The organism is Polaromonas sp. P1_F8 (assembly GCF_056405635.1).
Window position 1 is genome coordinate 51,552 of sequence record NZ_JBFUBS010000003.1, and the last position, 12,585, is coordinate 64,136.

At 61.9% G+C, this 12,585-nt stretch carries 17 protein-coding genes; 8 read left to right on the forward strand and 9 right to left on the reverse strand.

Annotated elements, in window-relative coordinates:
• Positions 1-9 precede the first annotated feature (9 nt).
• Genes AC1D1J_RS12055 through AC1D1J_RS12065 form a run of 3 tightly spaced genes read right to left on the reverse strand, consistent with a single transcriptional unit; the run spans position 10 to position 2,338 of the window.
• The gene (locus AC1D1J_RS12055; RefSeq protein WP_477694819.1) at positions 10-927 is read right to left on the reverse strand and encodes an LOG family protein; all 918 of its coding nucleotides are present in this window, start codon (positions 925-927) and stop codon (positions 10-12) included.
• A gap of 56 nt (positions 928-983) precedes the next feature.
• Positions 984-1,727 carry an anti-sigma factor gene (locus AC1D1J_RS12060; protein WP_477694820.1) on the reverse strand — a complete coding sequence of 248 codons (744 nt, stop codon included), beginning with the start codon at positions 1,725-1,727 and terminating at the stop codon, positions 984-986.
• On the reverse strand, positions 1,724-2,338 hold the full coding sequence (locus AC1D1J_RS12065; RefSeq protein WP_457279452.1) for an RNA polymerase sigma factor: 615 nt from the start codon (positions 2,336-2,338) through the stop codon (positions 1,724-1,726). The genes AC1D1J_RS12060 and AC1D1J_RS12065 overlap by 4 nt, the downstream gene beginning before the upstream one ends.
• A 225-nt stretch (positions 2,339-2,563) precedes the next feature.
• Here AC1D1J_RS12065 and AC1D1J_RS12070 point away from each other — a divergent pair, with 225 nt between their 5' ends.
• Positions 2,564-3,139 (forward strand): DUF3455 domain-containing protein, encoded by a 576-nt coding sequence (locus AC1D1J_RS12070; RefSeq protein WP_477671259.1) that lies wholly within the window; start codon positions 2,564-2,566, stop codon positions 3,137-3,139.
• A 29-nt stretch (positions 3,140-3,168) separates the two neighbouring features.
• Positions 3,169-3,762 carry a hypothetical protein gene (locus tag AC1D1J_RS12075; protein WP_477688001.1) on the forward strand — a complete coding sequence of 198 codons (594 nt, stop codon included), beginning with the start codon at positions 3,169-3,171 and terminating at the stop codon, positions 3,760-3,762.
• 19 nt (positions 3,763-3,781) lie between these two features.
• Here AC1D1J_RS12075 and AC1D1J_RS12080 read toward each other — a convergent pair whose 3' ends face one another.
• The 3 genes from AC1D1J_RS12080 to AC1D1J_RS12090 are packed head-to-tail and all read right to left on the reverse strand — an operon-like array spanning position 3,782 to position 5,860.
• Entirely contained in the window at positions 3,782-4,450 is a 669-nt protein-coding gene (locus tag AC1D1J_RS12080; RefSeq protein ID WP_457279449.1) for a cupredoxin domain-containing protein, read from the reverse strand.
• Positions 4,447-4,905, reverse strand: a complete 459-nt coding sequence (locus AC1D1J_RS12085; RefSeq protein ID WP_477694821.1) for a group I truncated hemoglobin — start codon at positions 4,903-4,905, stop codon at positions 4,447-4,449. The genes AC1D1J_RS12080 and AC1D1J_RS12085 overlap by 4 nt, the downstream gene beginning before the upstream one ends.
• Before the next feature lie 34 nt (positions 4,906-4,939).
• Positions 4,940-5,860 carry a DUF3034 family protein gene (locus AC1D1J_RS12090; protein WP_477694822.1) on the reverse strand — a complete coding sequence of 307 codons (921 nt, stop codon included), beginning with the start codon at positions 5,858-5,860 and terminating at the stop codon, positions 4,940-4,942.
• Here AC1D1J_RS12090 and AC1D1J_RS12095 point away from each other — a divergent pair.
• The 3 genes from AC1D1J_RS12095 to AC1D1J_RS12105 all read left to right on the forward strand — a co-directional run bounded on the left by AC1D1J_RS12095 (position 5,859) and on the right by AC1D1J_RS12105 (position 7,216).
• Positions 5,859-6,107, forward strand: a complete 249-nt coding sequence (locus tag AC1D1J_RS12095; RefSeq protein WP_477688005.1) for a hypothetical protein — start codon at positions 5,859-5,861, stop codon at positions 6,105-6,107. The two genes, AC1D1J_RS12090 and AC1D1J_RS12095, sit on opposite strands and share 2 nt — an antisense overlap.
• Positions 6,108-6,539 carry a c-type cytochrome gene (locus AC1D1J_RS12100; protein WP_477688006.1) on the forward strand — a complete coding sequence of 144 codons (432 nt, stop codon included), beginning with the start codon at positions 6,108-6,110 and terminating at the stop codon, positions 6,537-6,539.
• Positions 6,540-6,697: 158 nt separating this feature from the next.
• On the forward strand, positions 6,698-7,216 hold the full coding sequence (locus AC1D1J_RS12105) for a DUF1569 domain-containing protein (protein WP_477694823.1): 519 nt from the start codon (positions 6,698-6,700) through the stop codon (positions 7,214-7,216).
• Here AC1D1J_RS12105 and AC1D1J_RS12110 read toward each other — a convergent pair.
• A complete protein-coding gene (locus tag AC1D1J_RS12110; protein ID WP_477695078.1) occupies positions 7,213-8,415 on the reverse strand; it encodes a Y-family DNA polymerase in 1,203 nt (400 codons plus the stop codon). The two genes, AC1D1J_RS12105 and AC1D1J_RS12110, sit on opposite strands and share 4 nt — an antisense overlap.
• Before the next feature lie 277 nt (positions 8,416-8,692).
• On the opposite strand from AC1D1J_RS12110, the gene AC1D1J_RS12115 reads away from it, so the two are divergent.
• Entirely contained in the window at positions 8,693-9,121 is a 429-nt protein-coding gene (locus AC1D1J_RS12115; RefSeq protein WP_477694824.1) for a VOC family protein, read from the forward strand.
• 92 nt (positions 9,122-9,213) lie between these two features.
• Positions 9,214-9,618: a DUF3224 domain-containing protein gene (locus AC1D1J_RS12120; RefSeq protein WP_477694825.1), complete on the forward strand. Its 405-nt coding sequence runs from the start codon at positions 9,214-9,216 to the stop codon at positions 9,616-9,618.
• A gap of 70 nt (positions 9,619-9,688) precedes the next feature.
• On the opposite strand, the gene AC1D1J_RS12125 is transcribed toward AC1D1J_RS12120, so the two are convergent.
• Together AC1D1J_RS12125 and AC1D1J_RS12130 are read right to left on the reverse strand one after the other, a co-directional pair.
• Positions 9,689-10,369: a hypothetical protein gene (locus tag AC1D1J_RS12125; protein WP_477694826.1), complete on the reverse strand. Its 681-nt coding sequence runs from the start codon at positions 10,367-10,369 to the stop codon at positions 9,689-9,691.
• A gap of 19 nt (positions 10,370-10,388) precedes the next feature.
• On the reverse strand, positions 10,389-11,537 hold the full coding sequence (locus AC1D1J_RS12130; RefSeq protein ID WP_457279440.1) for an alpha-hydroxy acid oxidase: 1,149 nt from the start codon (positions 11,535-11,537) through the stop codon (positions 10,389-10,391).
• 204 nt (positions 11,538-11,741) lie between these two features.
• On the opposite strand from AC1D1J_RS12130, the gene AC1D1J_RS12135 reads away from it, so the two are divergent.
• Positions 11,742-12,542: an SPFH domain-containing protein gene (locus AC1D1J_RS12135; protein ID WP_477671271.1), complete on the forward strand. Its 801-nt coding sequence runs from the start codon at positions 11,742-11,744 to the stop codon at positions 12,540-12,542.
• The last annotated feature ends 43 nt before the right edge of the window (positions 12,543-12,585 follow it).

The following is a 12,585-nucleotide window of genomic DNA, read 5'->3' on the forward strand; positions in this document are numbered from 1 at the left end:
CTGAATAACTCAGTTGAGCCGCATGTCTGCACTGAGTTGTTTGACCAGCTCTGCACTCGTTTCCACATACTTCAAAAATGCCACCTCATCCTTGTTGATGGTCTTGCGCGCCATCATGTCGGTCAGGCGCGCGTCCAGGCTTTGCCAGTGAATTTGGCGATTGCCCACGAGATACACCGGAACCCTGGTCAGCTGCCTGCTTTTGATGATCTCGATGATCTGGAATATTTCCCATTCGGTGCCGGTCCCTCCTGGTGCAATCACGATGGCGGCCGAGTGCTTGATCATCGCCAGCTCGCGGATGGACACGCTGGAAAAAATCAGGCCATGGGTCACATAGGCATTCAAGGCCTGCTTGGGGTCACCACCATAGGGTTTCAGCGTGTCGTTGGCCGTCGAGCGGTCGTAGTAGGTGGTGTACCCGACGCTGGGGCCTCCCGCCTCTTTTGCGCCGCGGTTGCCGGCTTCCATCAGCCCCGGGCCCGCACCCGTCATTATCGGATACTGCTTGCCATAACGCGTGGTCCATGCGTGAGCAAAATTCCGGATGTCTGCGTAGATGGCATCGTTTGCCGCCCTGATGGTGTCGTTGCAGTTCTCACCGCGCGCGTCGCAGGCGGCATTTTTCTCGCGGATACGGGAGCTGCCATAGATGGAGACAAAGCCCCGCGGAAAATGCATGGCCTTCAGGGCGTCAGAGCAGTAGGTGTCCTGAGCCATCAGTTTCACGGGGACGATGTTTTCAACGCCCGCATAGGGGCCGATGTAATCGGCGTTCGGGACATCTGCTTTCGCTACCGCGCACTCCAGCCGCAACTCCGTGGGCTTGATTGCAGACGTTGCTGTGGTTGGCGGTGGTGTTGCGCACCCGAGGAGGGTGGCGGTGACCACACCGAGGGATAGAAACCATTTGAGGCTGGCGTTCATGCTGGTTCTCCTTTTTACGGTACCTACCCGGATTGAGGCCCCGGATGCCGCCACGCTCACCACAGCTTGGCGCAATTGCCGCTGAACACCACCGTTCCGCTCGGACTGGCGGGTGTGGCGCTGGTTTCCAGTGTCACCACCAGCTTGCTGACCTTGGACAGCAGCTTTTCCGACGTATCGGGCAGCATGGAAACCGCCGATCCGCTCGTGGGCACGGTGCCCAGCGAGAACGCCGGGCCATCGGCCGGCACGGCCCACAGCACCAGTGTTCCGGTGGCCGGCGGTGTGATCGGGCCTATGACCTTGACTGTCATGGTCTTGCCGTGGCGCAGCGAACTGGCCAGCAGCTTGCCGTTGCCCTGGGCGTCGGTGAGCAGGCCCACATAGCTTTGCGGCAGCCTTTCGCCCGAGCGCATCGCGATCTGGTCGCTGGACATGAACAGGGTGGGCATGGCGATAAAGAAAACGCTGGCCGCGATCACCCCGGCGGCCAGGCCGCCGAAGCCGAAACCAGCAGGTTTGAGCCAGCCCAGCCAGGACGGTTTTGTTTGCGGCCCCTGTTGCGGCGCCGCAGGTTTGGTGCGTGCTGCGATGGCAGCCCACACCCTGGGAGACGGCTTGAGCGCGGGCACCGACATGGCGAGTTGACCCAGCCGGGCCTCCCATTGTGTGACGCGCACGCGCACATCGGTACGGTCGCGCTGCAGGCGCTCAAAGCGGCGTCGCGCGCCGCCGCTCAGCGTACCCAGCACATAGGCCGATGCGAGGTGTTCGAGCAATTCGGGGCTGGAATATCTCATGACGCCACCACCCCTTGCGCCGCCAGACACCCCTTGAGTTTTTCGAGTCCGCGCCGTATCCAGGCTTTCACCGAGCCCAGCGGCGCGCCCATTTGCGCGGCCACTTCGGTATGCGACAGGCCCTGGTAATACGCCAGCGCCAGGCTTTGGCGGTGGCTGCCTTCCAGTGCGTTCATGCAGCCTTCGATGTGCAGGGCCTCTGTGGCCTGCTCCAGCAGCTGCATGGCGCTGGGGGTGGGTGTGGCGGTGGTTTCGGTGTCTTCCTCATCCACATCACCGGAGTCGGGCAACTCGCTTTCCTTGCGGCGCGTGCGGGAGCGCAGGGCGTCCAGCGCCTTGTTGCGGACGATGGCAATCAGCCACGTCATGGGTTGAATGGTTTGCCCGTCTACCTCACTGCGGTAGCCGGCAGCGTTTTTCCAGATGCTCACGTAAGCCTCTTGCAGCACATCTTCGGCCGCGTGTCCTTGTCCCAATATACGTACGGCAACGCCAAACAGATGCGTGTGGGTGCGTTCATAGACCTGCGCAAAGCAGGCGTGGTCGCCTTGCCCTGCGCCGGCAATCAGCGCCTGCAGGCTGCGGGTGTCTGTGTCGGGGGCCAGTTTCATGCGGCTGAGTATAGGGAGTTACGCCCAAGCGGCAAATCTTCCCCGGTTATGGCATTTTTCTCAGAAAAACCTGCATCCAATCGGCGCTTGCTGTCGTTTGTCCCTGGTAGGCCGGGCGCCGCGCCGGCCCACGCCCCCTTCCGCCATGTGGTTGTTGGGACTTTTTTACTTTCTTTTAACCCGGAGACCTGTCAATATTTGCAGGACTCCTCTCAGGAGATCGCCATGACACCGATAGCAACCGCCACCCAACCCAGGCTTCACGCAGGCCTTGCCGCTGCCGCGTTGTGTACTGGACTGCTGCTAAGCGCCTGCGCCGGTGGCCCGGCCGCACCAATGGATGCCAAGCCGGTGCCCGCCGCGCTCAAGCCGGCCGACGGCGAACGCGTGGCCTTCACCTGGCACGCGGTGGGCTCGCAAATCTACGAATGCCGCTCCGGCGACAAGGGCTGGGCCTGGGTGTTTGTTGCACCAGAGGCGGACCTCTTCAACCAGAAAGACGAAAAAGTCGGCACGCATGGCGCCGGCCCGAACTGGACCGCGCTGGACGGCAGCAAAACTGTGGGCACGGTAAAAGCACGCGCCGACGGCGAGCGTCCCGCGGACATCCCATTGCTGCTGCTGACGGCCAAATCCGCCGGCATGCCCGGCAAGATGGCCACCGTCACCAGCGTGCAGCGGCTGAACACCGAGGGTGGCAATGCGCCGGCCAAAGGCTGCACCGCGCCGGCCGATGCGGGCAAACGCGTCAAGGAAGGCTATACCGCCGACTACGTGTTTTTCACCGCCCAAAAAGCCTGACCCAAAAGCCAGAGGAAGCGAGGCCTGACATGTCCGTGCTCAAGAACCTTTTCAGCGCCAGCAAGAGTCCCAGGCACGATGCCACGGGGCCTGAGACGGGTCCGGTCAAGATGAATCTTGACGAGCGCATGGCGTTCCGGCGCGAGATGCTGTTCGAGGCCATCAAGGTCACGATGCAGGCCCACGGAATTTTGTCGGCCAGCTACAAATTCCGCGTGGTGCGTAACGACAAGCGAGGCCACCAGTACATGGTGCTGGTGGACCTTTCCACCGACTTCCTGGACAACCGGGAAGGTGGGCCCGCCCGGCTGGTCGAGGTGGGTGCGGCTATCGCCAAAAATGCCGCTGCGCGTTACAACCTGCTGGTCAGCGGCGTGTACTGGCAGATCAATGAGCAGATCCAGGCCTTCGCGCCCAGCCGGCCCGTCTCCTTGCCCGCGAGCCAGGATGCGGCCAGCCCACCGCCACCGGTACAACGCCGGGAGCGAGCCACGGCGGAAGAACTCGCGGCCTTTGAAGCCGCCTGGGAGAAGGGGCGGGCGCTGCATATCGGCGACCGGGTCTATTCGTCCGACCTGTCGCCGCTGGAGCCTGATTCCCAGAAGGACGACAGCCGGCGCTAACAACCTCGGGGCCGGCCGTTCAAGACCTGCGCCGCCGCGGCACCACGGTAAGCTGCATAACGCTTTTGGCCGGGGAGGCGCTCACCGTGACCTGCTGCGGCGCAATGTCCACCAGCTGGTCGGGGTGCCAGACTTTCAGCTGCGCGGCGCCCTCAGGCAGGTCCTCAAAGCTCGCAATGCCTTCCGGACTGGTTTTGGTTGCCCAGGGGGATTCACTGGCGTAGATATAGCCGCGCATCGAGCCATGGATAAAACAGCCCAGCAAGGTGGCCCCGACAACGCCGGCCCTGTCCAGCGTCACTTCACTGGACTTGCCCGGTTTTCCGTCGGGCTTGCCTTCCAGCCGCAGCTCGAAGCCGGCATTCGTCGCGTTGAACTGGCCCATGCCGGCAGGTGAGCTGCGCACGTGGTGGTCCCAGGGGTCGTTGTTCACAAATTGAATTTTTGCCCCCACGGGAACCACCGTCACTGCGGGAACGAACTGCATCTTTTCCTGGTGAATGGTGGCCTGCGCAGCCGGCGGCGTTCTGGGCTGGGCGCTTTTGTTGGCGGGTGCCACCACGACCACGGCATCCGGCACCGGTTTGCCGTCTTTGTCGAGCACCGACACCGTGAGGCTGGCCGCATGAGCCCCTGCGCCGAAAGCGAAGAGCGCGGCGATCGCTGTGAGCTGGATTATTTGTTTCATGGTTTGGCTGCCGTCTCGGTGGGCGTGATGATGTCGCGGTTCATGGGAGCCAGCAGTGCCAGCATTTCATTCTGTTTGCGAAAAGGAATGCCCCTGGCATCCATGCTTTGCTGCAGCACCTCCACCAGGGCGTGGAAGTCCGACTTCTTGATGTCCAGGTTGGCGTGCGCGCTTTTCATGTCCGCGCCCTTGTAAATGCAGGGGCCGCCGCTCAGGGCGCAGAGCTGGTCGACCAGCTGCTCTTTCACGCGCTGCTGGTTCGACGGCTTGAAATGCGGCCCGGTGCGCGGGTCGGCCAGCAGGCGAACCATGAAGTCGTCCATCAGCGCCACCAGGCCGGCTTTTTCACCGAAGGCCTTGTAGAGCTGGTCGTCTTTGGGCGCCGTCTGGGCAAATGCATATCCGGCCATCAGAAGGCCTGCTGCGAGGGCAAAAGAAACAAAAGGGTTTTTCATGGGGCGGTTCCTTGAAGGGGGTTGTTCGTCGGGCTTAAAAAGCGACCTGGGCCGAGAGGTAGTAGCCGGTCTGCTTTCGGCTGCCGGTGGTGGCGGGCACGATCACGCCCAGGTCCACATACGCCAGCGTGAGCGAAAGGTTTTTGGTCGGCGCCCAGGCAATAAAGATGTCTTTCCAGTCTTCAGAGCGCAGGCCGTTGCCCAGGCCGGCCGCGCGGCCGGCGCCCTCGAGCTTGTTGCGCATGAAGCGGTATTCGGCGCCGATGGCGATGTTTTTGCTGAGCAGGTAAGCCACCGAGAATTCCGGCTGCAGCGTGTACTTGTCTTCGTTGCCGCCCAACGTGGCGCCGTAGCCCAGCAGGCCGTTCTGGTTGGCCTTGGTTGCGCGCAGCGTGCCGTTGAGCAGCAGGCTCTGGCCCAGGAAGAGTTTGGTGGCGCTGACATACACATCGACGCCGTGGCGTTTGGCGCCCAGTGCATTGAGTGTGGGGTCCAGCCCCGTGGAGCCCAGCGTCTTGTACTGCACGCCCACCGCCACCTGCGGCATCAGCCTGTCGCTGTCCAGGACGGCGTCGCCCAGCACGCGCACCTTCGCGCCGACGATGGTCTGCTTCAGGTGCAGCCCGGGCAGGCCCAGCGCCACGCCGGTACCGCGGGTGTTGAAGTCCTGCTGCGCAATCGACAGTTCGTAGCGGTCATGGATGCCGACAGCCGCACCGTACACATTCAGGCCGTAGTCGGTGGTGCCGGCGTGGGTGATATAGGCAGAGCCACCGATTTCGCCGGCGGTGGCGTTGCTGCCGATGACGGCCCAGGGCGTGAGGCCGCCGCCGGCCGCGCCTTCAATGGTGCTGACACCGCCGGTCAGGAGGAGCTTGCCGGTGTCGGCGTGGGCGCCGGCGCAAAGCAGGGTGAGCAGGCTGGCAATCAGGGGGGGTGATACGGAGTGGCGCATGGTGATCCTGTGGGTGGAAAGGAAAAGCCGGTTGCCGGCGTCAATGGAAGTAAACCTGTGTGGAATACGGCAAACCGGATTCACTGGATTCAATGAAACAAAAAAAAAGATGCGAAAAGAAGCTGGGTCGCTCTTCGAAAGGCTGAATCCGCAGGCCGGCCGTCAACGTATTCAGAACAGCTTGCGGGATGGCCTGGCAGATTGCATGGCTTTCCCACCTATCAAAAACCAGTTCCAGGAGTGCTGAATGCCTGTTTCCTTCCTGTTCCTGCGCAATACGCGTCTTTTTAAAACCCTGGTGGCGCTGACGCTCTTTGGCACCGGCAGTGCCTCGCTATGGGGTCAAACGGCGTCCGAGCGCGAGTGGGTCACGCCACCACCCGGCAACGTGGCGCGCGGCCTGGCCCTGTACCAGGCGCGCTGCACGGCATGCCATGCCGTCGACAGCAACAAGATCGGGCCCGCGCACCGCGGCGTGATGGGCCGCCGCGTGGGCAGCCTGCCTGGGTACAAATATTCGGACGAACTGGCGCGGTCGCGGTTGCGCTGGACGCCGCAAACCCTCAACGCCTGGCTGGAAGACCCCGAGCAACTGGTGGCCGGCCAGCGCATGGGTTTTCAGGTGGAAAGCGCGGCGGAGCGCGCCGACCTGATCGCCTACCTGGCCACGCTGAAATAAGCATGTTGCTATCAATTCAGGAGCTGCTTGCGCTCGTCCTGATTGCTTGAAGACCTTTTTCTTCATAAATTCTGCCTTTCATGGCTGATGGAGGAAACGCCAGCCCGCCCTGATGCCGCAGCAATGAGGCCCCTGTGGCGACTGCTACCATCGCAGCCATGAAACGACGCGACTTTCTGGCCACCACCACACTGGCTTTCACCGGAGGATTTGCCATGGCTGATCTGCCCAAAGTCCAGTCACTGGATGAAGCGCTGCGCTGGCTGGACAAGGTCGACCAGGCCGCTAGCGTCAAAACCACCGGCCAATGGCCCCTGGTGTCGGTGCTGGAGCACATGGCGCAAAGCGTGGAAATGAGCCTGGACGGCTTTCCGCAGCCGAAAAGTGCGGTGTTCCAGAACACGGCGGGCGCCGCGGCTTTTGCCTTTTTCAAATGGCGCGGGCAAATGAGCCACAGCCTGAGCGAGCCCATCCCGGGTGCTGCGGCTCTCAGCCGTGAAGGCGATTGGAGGCCCGCATCGGCGCGGCTGCGCGCTGCCATTGCCCGTTTTGCAGGGCACCAGGGCCCGCTCAAGCCGCACTTTGCGTACGGCGCGCTCAGCAAGGCTGATTTCTCACTTGCCCACACCTTCCATATCGCCAACCATCAGGATGAGATCGTCCTGGTGGCGCGCTAGAAGAGTTGGTCGGTTGCTATCGATTCAGGAGCTGCTTGCGCCCGTCCTGATTGGGTTACAGGAAATTTCTGTTCGTAAATGCCTTCTTCGCCGGGCTTGGCCAGCGTGGAAGCGCGAACACCCAGCAGGCGCAGTTTTTTGTCCAGCGGCACCCGCTTGAGGCACAGCCCCGCCAGCTGGCGGATGGTTTTCCCATCCGCGGTGTAAGTGTCTGAGGTCTGGTCGCGTGTCGCGATCTTGAAGTCGTCATAGCGCAGCTTGATGCCGATGGTCTTGGCCACATAACCCTTGCGCTGCAGGTCTTCGCCCAGCCGCTCACACAGGTCGGTGAAGATCGCGCCCAGCGTGGCTTTGTCGCGCACCGCGTGCAGGTCGCGGTCAAAAGTGGTTTCGCGGCTCATGCTGACGGGCTCGCTCTCGGTGACCACCGGTCGGTCGTCGCGGCCCCAGGCAGCCTCGTGCATCCAGGCGCCGGTGGCTTTGCCGAAGTTATCGATCAGCCAGCCCGGGTCTTGCGCGGCCAGCTCGCCGATGGTGTGGATGTGCAGCTTCGCCAGTTTGTCGCCGGACTTCGGGCCGATGCCGTTGATCTTGCGTACGTGCAATGGCCAGATTTTTTCCTGCAGGTCAGCTTCGTAAATGATGGAAATGCCGTTGGGCTTGTTGAACTCGCTCGCCATCTTGGCCAGCAGCTTGTTGGGCGCCACGCCGACGGAGCAGGTCAGGCCCGTCTTTTCAAAAATCGCTTTCTGGATGAGCCGGGCCAGCACACGCCCGCCCTCGCGTTGGCCGCCGGGCACGTCGGTGAAGTCGATGTAGACCTCGTCCACGCCGCGGTCCTGCATCAGCGGCGCAATGTCGGTGATGGTGCTTTTAAAGAGCTGCGAGTATTTGCGGATTTCCGAAAAATCGACCGGCAGAACAATCGCCTGCGGGCACAGCTTGGCGGCCTTCATCATGCCCATGGCCGAACCCACGCCGAACTGCCGCGCCGCATAGGTGGCGGTGGTGATAACGCCGCGGCCGACATAGTCCTTGAGCAGCGGAAAACTTTCCACCGGAATGAAGCGCAGCGCGCGCTCACCCTGTGCGGCCCGCAGCTCTTCGTCAACCTTTCGCCAGCCGCCGCCTATGACGACCGGCAGGCCTTTGAGCTGCGGGTAGCGCAGCAGCTCGACGGAGGCGAAAAACGCGTCCATGTCGAGGTGGGCAATGCGGCGGATTTTGGCTGGAGATGAAACGGGTGAATGGGCCACTTCGCAAGCATAGCGCGCAGGCAAAGGTTGTGGCGGAGGGCCAGCGCCTGGCAGAGTAGGCCCGGGCTTACGGCGCTTCTTCCTCGTTCCTTACGCGGACACAAATTGCCCTGATAAACACTCGGATCCACGCCAGACGGGTGACCACGCCGGGTGGCATACCCATTGGCTTATTTTTGCCATCCACCCGTTGGCTGGTTTTTCCAAGAAGGCCGTTGCCATGACCGAAGACCAAAAAAATACACACGCAACCATCATTCCCACGCTGCGTTACCGGGACGGTGCCGCAGCGGTCAAATGGCTGTGCCGCGCTTTCGGCTTTCAGGAGCACCTGGTGGTGCCCGACAAGGACGGCGCCATTGCACATGCCCAACTGGTTTACGGCAATGGAATGATCATGCTGGGCTCCGCCACCAACAACGACTTCCACCAGCTCGTCAAGTCGCCGTCAGAGTCCGGCTGCGTCGGGTCGCAAAGTGCTTACATCCAGGTTCAGGATGTGGATGCGCACTACAAGCAGGCCATTGCTGCGGGGGCAGTCGTCGTGATCGACATCAAGGATGAAGATTACGGGGGGCGAGGCTACTCCTGCCGGGACCCCGAGGGCCATATCTGGAATTTCGGAAGCTACGATCCCTGGGCGGTCTGAACCAGGCAGCGCCCGGCATCATGCCCAGAGAAGGCAAGTGATCGCGCTCTGGCATCATGGCCGGCACTGTACATCCCTTGAAAGTGAATGCCATGCCCTCCCATGCCACCGGAACCTTTGAAGTCAAGCTCCTGCCTCAGCCACTTGCGAACGCGGAGGCCGGGCCTTTTATGGGACGGCTGTCCATCAACAAGACCTTCAGCGGCGACCTGCAGGCCACCAGCCAGGGCGAGATGCTGAGCGCCGGTACCGCAGTCAAAGGCTCGGCAGGCTATGTTGCGATGGAGCGTGTGACGGGCACGCTGCACGGCAAAAGCGGCAGCTTTGTATTGCAGCACAGCGGCACCATGAACCGCGGTGCGCCGCAGTTGACTGTCAGCGTGGTGCCGGATTCAGGAACCGATGAACTCACGGGCCTGAGTGGCACGCTCACCATCCAGATTGCCGACGGCAAGCATTCGTATGCGATGGACTATGAGATATCGCCTCAGGCTTGAGATAGCGGAATAGTCATAGCCGGCGAGTGACCTTGCACTGGCTGGTGGCCCGTCCGCGGATTGCCGGCCCTCACCTCAGGTCATGGGCACTGGCTGCATAGGCCAGCTGATAGTGGCCTGCCAGCGCACCGGACAGGGCGCCGTGGCGCTCGATGTCTTTGCCGAGCGGCTCGCGCTGCAGGACATCCAGCGCCGACGCTTCATAGGCAATGGCGACCACGACCCAGTCGGCCGCCTTGTCCTTGCCGCCGCGAATTTGCTGCTCCTTGGTGCTTGCGGCCTGCGGCGTCTCCGTGCGCAGCACGTGAAATGCGACGCCGCCTGGCTGGCTGACGAATGACGCCCCAAGCTCCGAGAGGTGGTCCAGCAGTTCTGCATGCCGGCCTTCGGCGGGCGAGAGGCGCAAGGTCAATGCATGACAGGCGATGCCGCCCCCGGCGCTGTGAAGCAGCCGGCACTGGCTTCGCACCATGTCACGATGGTGCGGCATCATCTTCGTGGACCAGGGTGTCGGGTTGTTCAGGCGTTGCAGGTAGCCGGGCGATGTGAGAGTCTCATAATCCTCGAGTTCATACAGGACGAAGAAGCCTTCTGCGCTGTCGACGCTGGACCAGCGTGAGCCGCGTAGAAAACCCTCGATGCCCATGCGCTCGGGAAAGTGCTCGTGCGAATGCCAGTGTTCGAACTCCTCGCGGTGCTCTGCCGCCATGTTCCACCACATGGCGACGGCGGCTTGTCCCAGGAAGGCCATGGTGTTTACCGCCTCAGGCTCAGTAAGTACCGGGCACAAAGATGCTGGTGTCCACCGACTTGATGTCGGTTCGCCCGCAGAAGGCCATGGTCAGGTCCAGCTCCTTGTGGATGATCTGCAATGCCTTGGTCACGCCTTCCTCACCCATGGCGCCCAGGCCGTAGAGGAAGGCGCGGCCGATGTAGGTGCCCTTGGCACCCAGGGCGGTGGCTTTCAGCACATCCTGGCCGGAGCGGATGCCGCCGTCCATGTGGACCTCGATCTGGTTGCCCACTGCCGCGACGATCTCGGGCAGGCAGGAAATGGAAGACATGGCGCCATCGAGCTGGCGGCCGCCGTGGTTGGACACCACCAGCGCATCGGCGCCCGAATTGACGGCGAGCTTGGCGTCTTCAACGTCCTGGATGCCTTTGAGGATCAATTTGCCGCCCCAGCGCTTTTTGATCCACTCCACGTCGCCCCAGTTGAGGGCCGGGTCGAACTGTTTGGCCGTCCACTCAGAGAGCGAGCCCATGTTCTCGACACCCTTGACGTGACCCACGATGTTGCCGAAGCCGTGGCGTTTGGTACCTAGCATGCCCAGGCCCCAGCGCGGCTTGGTCATCAGGTTGAGGATGGTGGACAGCGTCGGCTTGGGCGGGGCGCTCAGGCCGTTCTTCAGATCCTTGTGGCGCTGGCCAAGAATCTGCAAATCGAGCGTGAGCACCAGTGCCGAGCAATTTGCCGCCTTGGCGCGGTCGATCAGGCTTTCAATGAAGGCGCGGTCTTTCATCACGTAGAGCTGGAACCAGAAGGGGTGGCGGTCTGTGCCTGCGGCCACGTCTTCGATGGAGCAGATGCTCATGGTCGACAGTGTGAAGGGGATGCCGAATTTTTTGGCGGCGCGGGCGCCCAGGATTTCGCCGTCGGCATGCTGCATGCCTGTGAGGCCCGTGGGCGCAATCGCCACCGGCATGGCCACGGGCTGGCCGATCATGGTGGTGGCTGTGCTGCGGTTTTCCATGTTGACGGCCACGCGCTGGCGCAGCTTGATCTTCTGAAAGTCGCTCTCGTTGGCGCGGTAGGTGCTTTCCGTCCATGAACCCGAATCGGCGTAGTCGTAAAACATGCGGGGCACCCGCTTTTTGGCCAGGACGCGCAGGTCTTCGATATTGGTGATCACGGGCATGGAGTCTCCAGACGACAGTTTTTTGAGGGAAGCTGCCGCCATGGTAGCGCCCGTGTTTGCGTTCTTGCGTGAATTCTGGTCCCGAGGCTTTGAAATTATTGATAAGCCACTGTCCCGCATAATCTGCGCCGGTGCGCCCCTGGGGGCGCTACCTCAACAAAAAGCGGCGACCAGGGCCTGTTCGCCAATACCAGGGAATTACCTATGCAACGCACTCTCTTCACACTGATTCCAGTCCTGACGCTCGCACTGCTGGCCGGATGTACCCGCATTGAAACCGGCGAGGTGGGCTTGCGCATCAACTTTGACAAAACCACAGACCCGACCGAGCGTCTGCCGGGCTCCTTTAACCAGACGCTGATCGGCGATATCCTGACCTTCAAGATTCAGGACGTGGCGGTTGCCGTCGATAACATGACCCCGCTGGCGTCCGACAACTCCACCGTCAAGGACTTTGACATGACGGTGGTCTACAACGTCAACCCGACGGCCGTTTCCGAGCTATGGACCACCAAAAACCGGACCTTCCATGGCCTGTCGGACAAAGGCGGCGACATCCTGCTGATGCAGAACTATGTGGCGATGAGCGCGCGCAATGCGGCTTACAAGGTGGCGCGCGAATATGAATCGCTCAAGATGGCCGACAACCGGCCGGCGATTGAGCAGAAAATCCGCGAAAACGTCATCAAGACGCTGACCGAGGAAAAGCTGGCGGACAAGATCACGGTTTCCCAGATCCAGGTGCGTGCCATTACCCCTGCCGATGTGATTGTTCAGAGTGCCAACGAATTGGTGCGGGCGCAAAACGAGCTGAAAACCAAGGAGGTCGAAGTGCAGACCGCCAAAAAAGAAGCTGAGCGCATTGCCGCGCTGAACGCCAATGCGGGGGCGATCGGCTACATGAACGCCATGGCCAACCTGAAGATCGCCGAAGGCGTTGCCGCAGGCAAGGTGCATACCATTGTGGTGCCCTATGACTTCAAGGGCATCGTGAACGCAAAGTGAGCCTGGGCCAGACGCACATCCGGCGTTGGCAGGGCTGAAATTA

Excerpts from the sequence above, each read along its gene's own strand:
- AC1D1J_RS12055 (WP_477694819.1), bottom strand. The coding sequence starts at position 927 with ATGAACGCCAGCCTCAAATGGTTTCTATCCCTCGGTGTGGTCACCGCC.
- AC1D1J_RS12060 (WP_477694820.1), bottom strand. The coding sequence starts at position 1,727 with ATGAGATATTCCAGCCCCGAATTGCTCGAACACCTCGCATCGGCCTAT.
- AC1D1J_RS12065 (WP_457279452.1), bottom strand. The coding sequence starts at position 2,338 with ATGAAACTGGCCCCCGACACAGACACCCGCAGCCTGCAGGCGCTGATT.
- AC1D1J_RS12070 (WP_477671259.1), top strand. The coding sequence starts at position 2,564 with ATGACACCGATAGCAACCGCCACCCAACCCAGGCTTCACGCAGGCCTT.
- AC1D1J_RS12075 (WP_477688001.1), top strand. The coding sequence starts at position 3,169 with ATGTCCGTGCTCAAGAACCTTTTCAGCGCCAGCAAGAGTCCCAGGCAC.
- AC1D1J_RS12080 (WP_457279449.1), bottom strand. The coding sequence starts at position 4,450 with ATGAAACAAATAATCCAGCTCACAGCGATCGCCGCGCTCTTCGCTTTC.
- AC1D1J_RS12085 (WP_477694821.1), bottom strand. The coding sequence starts at position 4,905 with ATGAAAAACCCTTTTGTTTCTTTTGCCCTCGCAGCAGGCCTTCTGATG.
- AC1D1J_RS12095 (WP_477688005.1), top strand. The coding sequence starts at position 5,859 with ATGGTGATCCTGTGGGTGGAAAGGAAAAGCCGGTTGCCGGCGTCAATG.
- AC1D1J_RS12090 (WP_477694822.1), bottom strand. The coding sequence starts at position 5,860 with ATGCGCCACTCCGTATCACCCCCCCTGATTGCCAGCCTGCTCACCCTG.
- AC1D1J_RS12100 (WP_477688006.1), top strand. The coding sequence starts at position 6,108 with ATGCCTGTTTCCTTCCTGTTCCTGCGCAATACGCGTCTTTTTAAAACC.
- AC1D1J_RS12105 (WP_477694823.1), top strand. The coding sequence starts at position 6,698 with ATGAAACGACGCGACTTTCTGGCCACCACCACACTGGCTTTCACCGGA.
- AC1D1J_RS12110 (WP_477695078.1), bottom strand. The coding sequence starts at position 8,415 with ATGGACGCGTTTTTCGCCTCCGTCGAGCTGCTGCGCTACCCGCAGCTC.
- AC1D1J_RS12115 (WP_477694824.1), top strand. The coding sequence starts at position 8,693 with ATGACCGAAGACCAAAAAAATACACACGCAACCATCATTCCCACGCTG.
- AC1D1J_RS12120 (WP_477694825.1), top strand. The coding sequence starts at position 9,214 with ATGCCCTCCCATGCCACCGGAACCTTTGAAGTCAAGCTCCTGCCTCAG.
- AC1D1J_RS12125 (WP_477694826.1), bottom strand. The coding sequence starts at position 10,369 with ATGGCCTTCCTGGGACAAGCCGCCGTCGCCATGTGGTGGAACATGGCG.
- AC1D1J_RS12130 (WP_457279440.1), bottom strand. The coding sequence starts at position 11,537 with ATGCCCGTGATCACCAATATCGAAGACCTGCGCGTCCTGGCCAAAAAG.
- AC1D1J_RS12135 (WP_477671271.1), top strand. The coding sequence starts at position 11,742 with ATGCAACGCACTCTCTTCACACTGATTCCAGTCCTGACGCTCGCACTG.